Origin of the sequence: Solwaraspora sp. WMMD791, from assembly GCF_029581195.1 — a bacterium.
GTDB lineage: Bacteria > Actinomycetota > Actinomycetes > Mycobacteriales > Micromonosporaceae > Micromonospora_E.
Genome location: NZ_CP120737.1, coordinates 3,175,068 through 3,187,658 on the forward strand (window position 1 = coordinate 3,175,068; position 12,591 = coordinate 3,187,658).

The following is a 12,591-nucleotide window of genomic DNA, read 5'->3' on the forward strand; positions in this document are numbered from 1 at the left end:
GGCGGCTCAAGATGACCAGGCTGTGTCTAGCCAGACGGAGGTGCGCGCGCCGCGCGCACGCCGTGACCGGGTCCAGTGTCCCGGCGTGCCGACCGCATCCGCAAGGCCGCGATGTCACAGCTTGTGCCCGAGCTTCCGACAAAGGCCCGCATGACGACCCTAGCCGAGCCGGTCGGGTCGTCAACGCGACAGCTGGCGCGATCCCGTTGACGGATGGCCACCGTCAGGTACCCGAAACGGCGGGCCCGGGCGGTGCTGACAGCACCGCCCGGGCCCGCCCGGCGCTACTCTCCGTCAGGGAGTGATCTTGTAGATGTGGTAAGTGAACTCTTGGGAAAATCCGTCCTGGATCACCCCGTCCGCGATGGCGACGGTGCGGTTCTCGAACAGCACCTCCGCCTTGCTCGCGGACAGACCTGGCGGCAGTTTCAGCTGCTGAGGCCCGGTGGTGCCGTCACGGCCCAGCATGGCGAAGACGTAGTAGGAGCCGTCGTAGGCCTTCAGCATCGTGTCCAGCCGTGGGTTGAACTCCCACTCGTACGACTGGGTGTTCAGTACCGGGGCGAGCGCGGTGACCCGCTTGTTGAGCTCGGTGACGGCCGGACGCACCGCCCGACCACAGGTGTCACGCAACACGTGCTGGGAGATACAGGAGCCACCGAAGTTGTGGTTGAAGTAGAGGATCCCCCGTGCCTCGTGGATGAGGGAGTTCATCACCGCACCGGCGATCTGGTCACCGTTGATGGTCGGTGCGTCGTTCTCGGTGAACGGGTGGCCGACCTCGACGAACGCGTAGATCGGCTGCCGCTTGCCGTCCATCGCGTCGAGTTCACGCATCCGGTCCATGGTCAGCCCGTAGTTCGCCGCCCGCCGGCAGGTGGCCGCCGTGACGCCCATGCTCGGTCCCTCCGAGGACGAGTAGCAGACGTTCGGGTCGGTGTACCAGTAGATGTCGTTGGAGATGATGTCGGTGTAGTTGTTCACGAACCGGGCCGCGTCGCCGTCCGACTGCCAGAACATGACGCCCTTGCCGTAGTTCGTGTACCTCATCCGGGTACGGTCCGGCAGCCGTTCGGTGAGCGTGTCCATGACGTCGAAGCCGCAGTCGTGCTTGTTGGGTGTGACGCAGGGATGACCCTGACCTGGATACTTGCCGGTCCAGGTGCCATCGCCGGCACCACCCCACATGTCGACCTCGTCCTGCAGGATCCACCCGATGCTCTCGTCACCCTGACCGCTGCGGCTGCCCATGGTCATCGCGGTCATTCCGTTACGCCGGATCAGTCCTAGATCAGACTGGTCGGTCAGCATCACGTAGGTGTTGAGGCCAACTTCCCGGTCCTTGTCGATCTCGCTCTGCGTGTAGACGCCTTCGTACCAGACGCCGATCGGGAAGAACGACGGGTTCGTCCAGCCGGAGGCCGTGGCATGCGGGAACGCCGCGTAGTAGGAGGGGCCACCTTCCCAACCGACCCGGGGCAAGTCCAGCGTCGGAGCGGTCGCGGTCGGTTGCGGCGCGACTGTCGGCGCGATCGTCGGCGCGACGGTGGGAGCGACAGTCGGCGAGGCGCTGGGCGTCGGGATCGGCGATGCAGACGCGCTCGGGCCTGGCTCCGGGCGGCCAGGCCCGCGTGCTTTCTGGAACGTCAGGTCGACCCAGTAGTTGCTCGCCTCCCAGGTCTGCTCGGGAAACCCGCCCGACCCGTAGGCATAGACCCCGGCTGCGCCGACGGTAGTCAACGGACCCGCGCTGATCGGCTGGGCGAAGTACTGCTGACTCGCCCGGTAACGGGAGGTGTGATACGAGACCACGTACATTTCGCCAGCGACGACATCGACCGGCTTCGGCAGGGTGACCTGCTGCCAACCGGAGCGGGACTCCCTCGTCGGGATTGCCGACGCAAGACGCTTGCCGCGCGCGTTCCAGACGCTGACCCGGTGTGCGCTGCGGTCGCCCTTGGCCTTGAGGAACCGGACCGAGGTGATCGTACCGTCGGCGCTCGAGGTGAACCGTAGTCCCAGCTCCACCGGTTTACTGTCCGGGTCGACCGCCACCTTGGACACGTCGCTGTCAGCGAAGAAGGTGTAGCCGTTCACCTGTTCGCCAGCGACCGAGGCGGTGACCACTGTCGCGGTAGCGAAGAAGCTGAGTACCACCGCGCCGATCAGCGCCAGCCGGCCCCGGCGACCGGTAGGGCGCCGTAGCACTCGCCGACGACCCTGCCCGGACCCGCTGGTGCTCGCATGCCGCGCGGTCGCCTCGGCCCCGGCGGTGCGCCGGGGCCGAGGCGACGGCCGACGGGACCGACGCGGCGCCGGGCGCGCGTCCCCACGGGCGCGCGGCGACCCGGGTAAATCGGGCGAACTGTGCATGGACGATTTCGGGAACGATTCGTCCCGCCCCCCGTCCGTCTCGTAAGAATCCTTGCTCACCACGAGATGTACACCTCTCGGGACAAAGGTCCGTAGTCGGTATCGCGTTTGGTGGATCTCCCCCAGGCACTCCGACCCCGACGCCACGGCAGCGACCCACGCCACCCGTTCAGGGCCGAGGCCGACGGTAGCCCAGCCCACAGACCTTCCCAAGGAACTTAATGCTCTCTTATGGCAACCTGGCAGGACGAAGATCACTCACCCGTTCATCGGCGAATGATGAGGTTTCTTCGCGGCAAGGATCGACGGATCGAGATCGTTGATCTTATCCTCGTCCGACATCGGAGCTACCCACCGTTGACTGTGGATCATCAGTGGCGCCGCGGGGATTCGGTCCGCCGCCACCGGGGCGGCCCCAGCCGGACCGCTCGTTCCACCCAGGAGAACGACGCATGAACTCTGCGGCAACAGTGATCGTTACATAACAGAATGCCGCAGGAACAAGTCGGGGAGTCGTCAGCACCACTCGGCGCAACCACGACCACGGGCTGGATCCAGGCACCGGATCGAGCGCAAGATCCGCGCCGCGCGGGTCGGTCCGGACGAAATGCCAGAATTCCGCATTGCCCGCCCGGGAGCGGGCCACCCGGCGGACAAGTTCGCCGGTACGGCGTGGAGCCACCACCCGTACGGGCAGGTCAACGTCGCGCTTCTCGGTCGACCGCACCACAGCGTCAAGAAACATGTCGTCGGCGATAATGTCCGGAAAATTGGTGAATCGCGCACGTGCCTCGGCCGACAATGCGATCAGACCCCGGCCGAACAGTCGGCCACTGAAGACCGGCAGGCGCGAGTTGATCGCGTAGTAGGCACGCACCGGCCACGTGCTGCCCGACGCGTCGATCACCGGCCGGGGTGCCGCCGCCTCCACACCGGGTTCGGCGATCGCGGCCGCCAGCGCGCGCAGCAACTCGACCGGCGCGGCGATGTCGGCATCGAGATAGATCCGTACGTCTCCGTCGGCGATCGCGTCGGCTGCGTTCAGCGCGGCGATTTTGGACGGAGTGGCGATCTCCAGGACCCGGACGCCGCAGGCGCGAGCAACCTCCGCCGTGCGGTCGCTGCAGCCGTTCGCGGCCACGATAATGTCGATGTCCGGCCCAAAGTGTGGAGATTCGGTCATTGCACGCAAGGCCGCGCCGATCCCCTCTTCCTCGTTGAAGGCCGGCATGATGACAGTAATCTGCACAGGCACGATGCTTCCATTTCTGGGGGATACGGCAACCAGTCGAATGGGCAACCTCACTATCGCCTAGCTGACACCGGATGGACCATCCGTTGGACCATCCCGGCAAGTACCGTGTGCTGCTGTGCCCCATGACCAGGACACCATCACCCCAAATAGGCGCCGCATTACTCTGTGTGACGTCAGTTTCGATCACGTCCGCGAGCAGGACGTGGTCGACGAGGTGGTCACCGCGCTCGATGCTGGGCGGGGTGGGCAGATCATCACCCCGAACGTGGACATTCTGCGCCGCGCGAGCCGCGAACCGGAGTGCCGCAAACACGTAGAGTCATCAACTCTGGTGGTGGCGGACGGCGCCCCGCTGATCTGGGCCAGTCGCCTCCAGGGCGACCCGCTGCCGGCCCGGGTCCCCGGCTCCGACCTGATCTGGAGCCTGTCGGCCGCCCTCGGTGCCCGGGGCCGGTCGGTCTACCTGCTCGGCGGCGAGCCCGGCACCGCCGTACGGGCGGCCGAGGTGCTGCGCGCCGCGTTCCCGCAGCTGGTGATCGCTGGCGAGCTGAGCCCGCCGTTCGGGTTCGACACCTCCGAGGAGCAGCTCGCTGCGATCTGCGCCGAGGTGACCGCTGCCGCACCTGACCTGGTCTACGTCGGTCTCGGTTTCCCCAAGCAGGAGCGGCTGATCGCCCGGCTCCGTCCGCTGCTGCCCGGGACCTGGTTCATGGGCTGCGGTGCGGCGATCGGCTTCGTCGCCGGAGTGCACCGTCGCGCCCCGCGCTGGATGCAGCGCACCGGGTTGGAATGGGTGCACCGGCTGCTCGGCGAACCGCACCGTCTGATGCGCCGCTACCTGCTGCACGACGTACCGTTCGCGTTGCGGCTGCTCGGCGGTAGCGCCCGGAACCGGTTGCGGCCCGGCCGCCCGGCGGCGGAGGCACCGACGGAGGTCTCGGCCGCGCCGACCCGGCGGATCCCGGCCCCACGGGGCGGCCGGCGGCAGCGTCGGCCCGACACGGTGGGCACCGGGAGGCGGCGGTGAGCCGCCCGGACGTCTCGGTCGTCATCGTCTCGTACAACACCCGCGAGCTGATCCTGCGCTGCCTGACCGAGCTGTACGCCAGCCTGGCCACCGCACCGTCGGTGTCGGTCACCGCCGAGGTGGTGGTCGTCGACAACGCCTCGACCGACGGGTCGGCCGACGCCGTCGCCGAACGGTTCCCCCAGGTCCGACTCGTCCGGCTCACCGACAACGTCGGGTTCGGCCGGGGCGTCAACCGGGGTGCGCTGGTCAGCTCCGGCCGCTACCTGCTCTGCCTCAACCCGGACACCGAGCCGGTCGGCAACCCGGTCGCCGCGCTGGTCGACTTCGCCGACCGGCACCCCGGCCATGGCATGTACACCGGCCGGACGCTGCGCCCGGACGGCACCGACGACAACTACTCGTGCTGGGGCCTACCGACGTTGTGGAGCACGGTCGGGTTCGCCACCGGGCTGTCGACCGTCCTGCGCGGCCGGGCCTGGGCGGATCCGGAAGGGCTGCCCAACTACGACCGGCGGACCGTCCGCGAGGTGCCGGCGCTGTCCGGCTGTCTGCTGCTGATCGAACGGGAGCTGTTCGGACGGCTCGGCGGCTTCGACCCGCGCTATTTCCTCTACAGCGAGGACATCGACCTGAGCACCCGGGCCCGGGCGCTCGGGGCCCGACCGGTGCTCACCCCGGACGCGCAGGTCGTCCACCTTGTCGGTGCCTCGTCCAGCTCCGAAGGGCAGCGCATCCGGTTGCTCCGCGGCCGGTCCACCTACCTGCGGCAACACTGGTCACCGACGCGCGCCCGGCTGGGGATCGGGTTGCTGACCGCCGGCGTCGGGCTCCGCGCGCTCGGCAGGACGCTGCTGGGCCGCGACCGGTCCCGGGGAGTCGATTGGGTCGACGTCTGGCGGTCCCGGGGCGACTGGGCACCCGGATATCCGCCCGTCGACGAGGACCGGCCGACCACCGAGCGGCTCGCCAGCGTCCCCCACTGACAGACCGGACCCGGACCCGGGCGGCCCGTGCCCGACGCAGGCTGACCGGTGGGTACGACACCGGCCGACCGGTCAGGCCGGGTCGGCGTCGCGCTGTGCCGGGCCGGTGACCGGCACGTCCGCGAATGCGGCCACCGTACGGTCGGCGTACGCACTGGAGTCACCGACCTCCATCGGGCCGTCCCAGCTGGTCGGCAGCGGCACCGGCACCTGTGGCGCGACCCGCCGCACCACCTCGTCGAGCACCCGTTCGACGTCGCCGACCCACAGGTGCCGGGCACCCGGCACCCCGACCACCTCCGCCTGGCTGATCGCGGCGAACCGTTCGGTCGCCGCCGCCGGTCGCAGGTAGTCGTCCAGCTCCGGCACCAGGGCGGTCACCGGCTTGCCCGACTCCGACCAGGTGGCCAGGTCCGCGTCGGTGGCGAAGCGCAGCGGCGGGGAGAGCAGGACGGCCCCGGCGACCGCCGGGTCGCAGCCGTACCGCAGGGCCAGGTCGGTGCCGAACGACCAGCCGACCAGCCAGATCCGGGGCAGCTCGGCGAACTCGGCGTACTCGATGGCCGCCGCGACGTCGTACCGCTCCCCCTCGGCGTTGTCGAAGCTGCCCTCGCTGGTGCCGCGTTCACTGGCCGTACCCCGGGTGTTGAACCGCAGCACGGCCAGCCCGGCCAGCGCCGGCAGCCGCCAGGCCGCCTTGCGGAACACGTGGCTGTCCATCATGCCGCCGTGGGTCGGCAGCGGATGCAGGCAGATCAGCGTGGCGACCGGTGGGCGGTCGACCGGCAGCGCCAGCTCGCCGACCAGGGTGAGCCCGTCGGCGGTGTGCAACTCGATGTCGCGGCGCTCGGCGGGCAGGATCGACATGGACCGGATCGGCTCGCTCACCGGACCAGTCTGCCACCGTCGCGACCGGGTCGGCCGTAGCGGGTCAGCCGTAGCGGGGTGCGGATCGGGAGCGCTCGATCCCGGGCTGCCGCTGCTGGCGGGCCCGCCAGCAGCCGGTGTGCCAGTGCCGCCGGTCGGTCAGGTCACCGCGGCCGTCCACCGGCCAGGCGACCAGGTGCGGCACCCCGGGGCGGATCTCCTGCACGCAACCGGGACACCGGTACGTCTTGGTCGCCGCCGGTCCCGGCACCGACCGGACCATCCAGTCGCCGTCGGACCACGACTGCACCGCGGCGACGCCCCGGCGTACCCGCTCCGGGTCGATCGGCTCGGGCTGACCTGCCGCGCCGGGCCCGGAACGGCCGCCGGAGCCGGTCCGGCGGACCGGACGGTTGCGGCGCGGACTCATGGTCGCAAGGGTACGTCGGTTGGTCGCCCGGTCAGCTCTGCGGGTACGGCCGGAACCCGTGGCCGACGTGCCGGCCGAGCCGGCCGGCGGTCACCAGGTGCCGCAGCAGCGGCGCCGGGGCGAGGCCCGGTTCCCGCGTCTCGTCGTACAGCGCCCGCGCGACGGCCAGGACGGTGTCCAGGCCGAGGGTGTCGATCAGCGCGAACGGGCCGGTCGGGTAGCCGCAGCCGAGGGTCATCGCCGCGTCGATGTCGTCGGCCGTCGCGTACCCGGCCTCCAGCATCCGCACGGCGTCGTTGAGGTACGGCGTCAGCAGTGCCCCGACCAGCTGACCGGCCCGGTCGTCGCAGGTCACCACGGTCTTGCCGAGGCCGGTGCAGAACCCTGCGACGGTGGCGACGGCCTGCGGGGCGGCGCGGATCGTGCGGACGAGCTCGACGAGGTCGCCCTGCGGGGCCGGGGCGGGCAGGTGCAGCCCGAGCACCTGCTCCGGCCGGCCGGTGGCCATCGCCAGGTCGACGACGGACAGCGTCGAGGTCGTGGTGGCCAGGACGGCGGCCGGCTGGCAGACGGTGTCCAGCGCGGCGAGCAGCGCCCGGGTGGTCGCCAGGTCCCCGGCGAGCGTCTCGACGACCAGGTCGGCGTCGGCGAGTCCGGCCAGGTCGGTGCCGGGGCCGTCGTAGGCGACAGCGACGACGGTGTGCCCGGCGGCGACGCAGGCCGCCGTGAGGTGGTCGGCGGTCGGTCCGCCGCCGACGATCCCGACGGTACGCACCGCCACCGCGCCACCGGCCGGCTCCGAACCGGCCGGCTGCTGAGCGGTTGGGCCGGCCGGACCGGCCGGCGGGGTCCGGTCGTCGGCGACGAGCCGCGCCGAACCGGGCGCTTCGTAGGTGTAGAACCCCCGCCCTGACTTGCGACCCAGCAGCCCGGCGGTGACCATCTGGCGCAGCAGCGGAGCCGGGGCGTGCCGGCGGTCCCGGCCACCCCGGCGATACATGGTGTCCAGCACCTCGTAGGCGGTGTCCAGGCCGATCAGGTCGAGCAGCGCGAGCGGGCCCATCGGCAGCCGGCAGCCCAGTCGCATCGCGGTGTCGATGTCCTCGCGGCTGGCGTACCGGGACTCGTACATCCCGATCGCCTGGTTGAGGTAGCCGAACAGCAGCCAGTTGGCGATGAAACCGGCCCGGTCGCCGACCGTCACGCCGACCTTGCCGAGCCGCCGACAGAGCGCTTCGACGTCGGCGACGACCGCCGGGTCGGTGACCACCGTCCGGACCACCTCGACGAGTCTCATCACCGGCGCCGGGTTGAAGAAGTGCAGGCCGACGACCCGTTCGGGGCGGCCGGTGGCGACCGCGATCTCGGTGACGCTCAGCGAGGAGGTGTTGGTGGCCAGGATCGCGTCCGGCTTGCAGGTGTGGTCGAGCGCGGCGAGCAGGCGTTGTTTGAGGTCGAGCCGCTCCGGGACGGCCTCGACGACCAGGTCGACCTCGCTCAGCGCGGCCAGCCCCACGGCGAAGGTGACCCGGGCGTGCAGGGCGTCGCGGTCGGCCGGGTCGAGCTTGCCCCGGGCGACGGCCCGGTCGGTGGAGGCGGCCAGGTTGGCCCGGCCCCGGTCCAGCGCCGCCTGGTCGATCTCGACCGCGACCACCGGTACGCCGTTGCGGGCGAAGACCTCCACGATCCCCGCGCCCATCGTGCCGAGTCCGACGACTCCGACCGTGCTGCACTCGCGCGCCATGCCGCCTCCACCCGCCGTGCCTGAACGTCAGCTGAGCCTTGCCGGGCAGTCTGCCACGTCCCAGGCCGCGACACCGCTCAGGTGATGACCACGACCAGCCAGGTGACCCAGCCGACCAGGAACACTGCGGCGAGGCCGGCCATCAGCATCAGGCTGGGCCGACGGGACGGTCGCATCGCCTGGGTGGGTTCGCCGAGCGCGGCGTGCAGCGGCGACCGCAGGCCGGTGGTCGGCCGGACCGGTACGCCCGACGGCGCGGCGGTCGGCAGCGGTATCCGGGTGCCGACCGGGTCGGTCAGGGCCGACGCGGGGTCGTAGTAACGCAGCTCGATCCCGCCGATACGGATCCGGTCGCCGTCGCGCAGCTCGGTGGGCTGGGCGATCCGCAGCTCGTTGACCCAGGTCCCGTTGGTCGAGGCCTGGTCGGTGAGGACGGTGCGGCCACCGCCCACCTCGATCGTGGCGTGACACCGGCTGACCTTGACGTCGTCGATCGTGATGTCCAGGCCGGTGTCCCGGCCGATCACCCGGTTGCCGGCGGAGAGGCGGTAGCTGGCCCCGGGGGTCGGGCCGTTGACGATCTGCAGGAGAGGTAACAGCGACTGATGTTCGGACATCTGCTGGTGTGGCGCCCTTCCACCCTCGATCGCGACGCACGTCGCGTCACCGATGCAGCTTGCCAGGTCGCCCCAGACGTAGCCACGGTCCCTCGTCCGGTGTTGGCTACCGGGCGGGCCAGCGCCGCGCCACCGGTTCGGCGACCGCCTGCGACAACCGGACACTCGACGCAACGACACCCGGTCAGCCGTGCCAATACATTGCCATGAATCAACGTCCGATTACCTGCGAGTATCTTTCACGAATACACTTCGGGTCGGCCCCGACGAGCGACGAGGAGCAGCGTTGACAGCGGTACGGATTCCCGGTCAGCCGGAGCTCATCGACGGGTTCCTTCTCTCCTCCCACCCGGCCACCGGCGCCGAGGTCGGCCGGTTCCCGGTCGCCGACGCCGCCGGTGTCGCCACGGCGGTGACCGCCGCCCGGGCCGCTGGTGCCTGGTGGGTCGGGCTCGGCCACGCGCAGCGCCGCCGCCGGCTGCTGCGCTGGCGGTCGCTGATCGCCAACCGGATGACCGAGCTCGCCGAGGTGGTCAACCGGGAGGGCGGCAAGCCGGTCGCCGACGCGGTCGTCGAGATCGCCGCCGCCGTCGAGCACATCGACTGGGCGGCGCACCATGCCAAGCGGGTGCTCGGCCACCGGCGGACCCGAACCCGGCTGGTCACCGCCGAGTTCAGCGGTCACCTCGAGTACCAGCCGCTCGGCGTGGTCGGGGTCATCGGCCCGTGGAACTACCCGGTGGTGACCCCGATCGGTTCGATCGCGTACGCGCTGGCCGCCGGCAACGCCGTCGTCTTCAAGCCCAGCGAGTACACCCCGGGCATCGGTCAGTGGCTGGTCGACACGTTCGCCGAGGTGGTCGGCGAGCACCCCGTACTGCAGATCGTGCACGGGCTCGGCGACGTCGGCGCCGCGCTCTGCGGCGCGGGCGTCGACAAGATCGCGTTCACCGGCTCGTCGCGCACCGGCCGGGCGGTGATGGCCGCCTGCGCGCAGACCCTCACCCCGGTGCTGATCGAAGCCGGCGGCAAGGACGCGATGATCGTCGACGACGACGCCGACATCGAGGCGGCGGCCGAGGCGTGCGTCTGGGGCGCGATGACCAACGCCGGGCAGAGCTGCATCGGCATCGAGCGGGTGTACGTGCTCGACACGGTGCACGACGCGTTCGTCACCGCCGTGGTGGACCGGGCCGCCCGGCTGACCGTCGGCACCGACCCGACCGACCAGCTCGGCCCGATCACCATGCCCGGTCAGATCGACGTGATCCGCCGACACATCGACGACGCGATCGCCAGCGGCGGCCGGGCGGTGCTCGGCGGCCCGGCTGCGGTCCGCCCGCCGTTCGTGCACCCGACGGTGCTGGTCGACGTGCCGCACGACTGCGCCGCGGCCCGGGAGGAGACCTTCGGCCCCACCGTCGTGATCAACCGGGTCGCCGACATCGACGAGGCGATCGCCCGGACCAACGACAGCCGGTACGGGCTCGGCGGCGCGGTCTTCGGCAAGCGCCGGGCGATCGCGGTCGCCCGGCGGATCCGCAGCGGCATGGTCTCGGTCAACTCCACGCTGACCTTCGCCGGCTTCAGCGAGCTGCCGTTCGGCGGGGTCGGCGACTCCGGGTTCGGTCGCATCCACGGCGAGGACGGCCTGAAGGAGTTCGCCCGGGCCAAGGCGATCACCTACCGGCGGGCCCCGTCGCTGCTGCCGACGACGACCTTCGAACGTACGGCGGCGGACGTGGCCCGGATCGTCACCGCGATCCGGCTGCGCTACGGCCGCTGGTGACGGCCGGGCCGGCCAGTGGCCGTCGCCCGGCGTCAGCGGATGACCGGCCCGCCTTGCGTCAGCGGATGACCGGCCCGCCTTGCGTCAGCGGGTGACCGGCGCGCGCGTGCCCAGGCTGGCCTGGTCGGCGGCGGCCGTACCGGCGACCCAGCCGGCCTGGTTGTTGCCGGAGATCATCCGCGCACCCAGCTCCGGGAAGAGCTGCTCGGTGGTCTGTCGGACCTGCTCGTCGCGGGCTGCCAGCACGGGCACCAGGTCGGTGCCGGTCCGGGTGGCCGCCGCCCGGCCGGCGTCGTCGGCGACCGTGCTCAGCCGCTGGCCGATCCGGACCGCGTACGCCTCCAGGAACGACTGGCGGAACGACCGGGTCGTCGACTGCCCACCCCGCCCCCGCTGCGACCCGTTGCGCAGCATCGCCGCTGTCGCCTGGACCAGTAGCGACGTGTGCAGCAGCTCCACCGACTCGCAGTCCGCGGCGAACCCGACCACGGTGGCGAAGCCGAGCCGCCCCGACCACACCGACCGGCACCGGTTCGCCTCCGCGACCTGCTGCAGCAGGAATGCCTTGGCCTGCTCGTACGGCGCGTCGAGGCCGACCCGTACGGCGATCGGGGTCGGCGCGGTGTCCCCGGAGCGGGCGGCGGCCAGCAGCGCGTGGTCGATGCTGTGCCGGGTCATCAGTTCCTGGGCCTTGGCCGACAACGCCTCGGCCTCCTCCGGGAACTCGGTGGACTCGGCCTTGGCCAGCAACGCCCGGATCCGGCCGAGCTGACGTTCGTCCACGCTGGAGACATCTGGCCTGGCCGGCCGTGCTCCACGGTCCGGGCCGGCGGCGCCGGGGCGGACGGTGCCCGGGGGTGGGGCGACCGGCTCCAACGACGGCAGGCCCGAGAGCAGGGCGAGTGCCTGTGCCGCCGCCGTCAGGGCCGCCGTACGGTCCAGGTTGGACCGACCGGCCCAGGCGGTCAGCCGGTGATCGACCGGGTCGGTGCCCCAGACGTCGATCTCCAGCTCCCGCAACTGCCGGTGCCAGCGCTCGGCGACGGTCGCCGCCGCGTACCCGCGCAGTTGCGCCGCCAGCTGCCCGGCGACCAGGCCGACCGGGCGTTTGCCGTGCTCGCGCCGGACCACCCGCAGCAGGTCGGCGGGCATCCAGCCGTGCCGCCACAGGGCGGCGAGGAGCAGCGTGAAGGCGGCATCCACCACCTGGTCGACGAGCCGGTCGTCGGCGGCGACCAGCGCCGCGACGGCGTCGTCGAACACCTCGGCCCGGTCCTCGGCCATCGCGTGCGCGGCCGCGCGCAGCAGGTCGTCGATCCGGTCCGCCTCGGTGGGCGCGGCGAAGGCGCCGAACGGCGGATACCCCGTGCCGCCAGCGGTGGCCTCCTGCCGGATGCGCTGACGATGCTCGCGGGCCTTCTTCTTGGCCGCGCGACGCTGCTGGTTGCGAATGCCCACGCTGGACCTCCTCGGGTCGGCACCGTTGTCCGGTCTCGACGGAGT

10 protein-coding genes are annotated in these 12,591 nt (G+C 71.4%); 3 read left to right on the plus strand and 7 right to left on the minus strand.

The genetic code is table 11. The features are described 5' to 3' along the window. Positions 1-294: 294 nt before the first annotated feature. Both O7623_RS13865 and O7623_RS13870 read right to left on the minus strand, forming a co-directional pair. Positions 295-2,208 (minus strand): DUF4082 domain-containing protein, encoded by a 1,914-nt coding sequence (locus O7623_RS13865; RefSeq protein ID WP_282229035.1) that lies wholly within the window; start codon positions 2,206-2,208, stop codon positions 295-297. A 490-nt stretch (positions 2,209-2,698) separates the two neighbouring features. After that, the gene (locus O7623_RS13870; RefSeq protein ID WP_282229036.1) at positions 2,699-3,628 is read right to left on the minus strand and encodes a glycosyltransferase; all 930 of its coding nucleotides are present in this window, start codon (positions 3,626-3,628) and stop codon (positions 2,699-2,701) included. Between the two features lie 202 nt (positions 3,629-3,830). On the opposite strand from O7623_RS13870, the gene O7623_RS13875 reads away from it, so the two are divergent. Together O7623_RS13875 and O7623_RS13880 are read left to right on the plus strand one after the other, a co-directional pair. After that, a complete protein-coding gene (locus tag O7623_RS13875; RefSeq protein WP_282229037.1) occupies positions 3,831-4,655 on the plus strand; it encodes a WecB/TagA/CpsF family glycosyltransferase in 825 nt (274 codons plus the stop codon). Beyond that, positions 4,652-5,641: a glycosyltransferase family 2 protein gene (locus O7623_RS13880; protein WP_282229038.1), complete on the plus strand. Its 990-nt coding sequence runs from the start codon at positions 4,652-4,654 to the stop codon at positions 5,639-5,641. Before O7623_RS13875 ends, O7623_RS13880 begins: the two co-directional genes overlap by 4 nt. Before the next feature lie 72 nt (positions 5,642-5,713). On the opposite strand, the gene O7623_RS13885 is transcribed toward O7623_RS13880, so the two are convergent. The 4 genes from O7623_RS13885 to O7623_RS13900 form a co-directional block, all read right to left on the minus strand. Further along, on the minus strand, positions 5,714-6,529 hold the full coding sequence (locus tag O7623_RS13885; RefSeq protein ID WP_282229039.1) for an alpha/beta fold hydrolase: 816 nt from the start codon (positions 6,527-6,529) through the stop codon (positions 5,714-5,716). A 43-nt stretch (positions 6,530-6,572) separates the two neighbouring features. After that, a complete protein-coding gene (locus tag O7623_RS13890; protein WP_282229405.1) occupies positions 6,573-6,791 on the minus strand; it encodes a hypothetical protein in 219 nt (72 codons plus the stop codon). Positions 6,792-6,969: 178 nt separating this feature from the next. Continuing rightward, entirely contained in the window at positions 6,970-8,682 is a 1,713-nt protein-coding gene (locus O7623_RS13895) for a 3-hydroxybutyryl-CoA dehydrogenase (RefSeq protein WP_282229040.1), read from the minus strand. A 77-nt stretch (positions 8,683-8,759) separates the two neighbouring features. Continuing rightward, on the minus strand, positions 8,760-9,299 hold the full coding sequence (locus O7623_RS13900; protein WP_282229041.1) for an FHA domain-containing protein: 540 nt from the start codon (positions 9,297-9,299) through the stop codon (positions 8,760-8,762). Positions 9,300-9,585: 286 nt separating this feature from the next. Here O7623_RS13900 and O7623_RS13905 point away from each other — a divergent pair, with 286 nt between their 5' ends. After that, positions 9,586-11,088 (plus strand): aldehyde dehydrogenase family protein, encoded by a 1,503-nt coding sequence (locus O7623_RS13905; RefSeq protein ID WP_282229042.1) that lies wholly within the window; start codon positions 9,586-9,588, stop codon positions 11,086-11,088. Between the two features lie 84 nt (positions 11,089-11,172). Here O7623_RS13905 and O7623_RS13910 read toward each other — a convergent pair whose 3' ends face one another. Beyond that, the gene (locus tag O7623_RS13910) at positions 11,173-12,546 is read right to left on the minus strand and encodes a DUF2786 domain-containing protein (RefSeq protein WP_282229043.1); all 1,374 of its coding nucleotides are present in this window, start codon (positions 12,544-12,546) and stop codon (positions 11,173-11,175) included. Positions 12,547-12,591 lie beyond the last annotated feature (45 nt).

Bases quoted from the DNA above. Each gene is read 5' to 3' on its own strand.
- O7623_RS13895 (WP_282229040.1), bottom strand. From the start codon at position 8,682: ATGGCGCGCGAGTGCAGCACGGTCGGAGTCGTCGGACTCGGCACGATG.
- O7623_RS13900 (WP_282229041.1), bottom strand. From the start codon at position 9,299: ATGTCCGAACATCAGTCGCTGTTACCTCTCCTGCAGATCGTCAACGGC.
- O7623_RS13890 (WP_282229405.1), bottom strand. From the start codon at position 6,791: ATGGTCCGGTCGGTGCCGGGACCGGCGGCGACCAAGACGTACCGGTGT.